The organism is Microbacterium sp. GbtcB4 (genome assembly GCF_019091465.1).
In the GTDB taxonomy this organism is placed as follows: Bacteria; Actinomycetota; Actinomycetes; order Actinomycetales; family Microbacteriaceae; genus Microbacterium; species Microbacterium paraoxydans.
On the sequence record NZ_JAGXJJ010000448.1, the window covers coordinates 1 to 241 of the forward strand.

Consider the following 241-nt stretch of genomic DNA (forward strand, 5'->3'; position numbering starts at 1 on the left):
CGGTTCTACGCCGACGGCCTGCACCGGCTGGGGTTCGCCGACGAGGCCGCCGCGTACTTCGAAGTGCATGTGGAGGCCGACGCGGTGCACGAGCAGATCGCCGCCCGTGACCTCGCGGGCAGCCTCGCCGAGGTCCGTCCGGAACTGCTGGCGGACATCCTGTTCGGCGCGGGCGCGGGCCTCACGGACGGCGGCTGGGCCGGTGCCCACACCCTGGGCGCCTGGACCGAGGGTCGCTCGG

Annotated in this window: 1 protein-coding gene; it reads left to right on the top strand. The window is 74.7% G+C overall.

Features of this window, described 5'->3' with window-relative positions:
• Positions 1 to 241 (top strand): iron-containing redox enzyme family protein (locus tag KVS71_RS18425; RefSeq protein WP_217585258.1); only part of this gene is annotated, 241 nt, incomplete at both ends.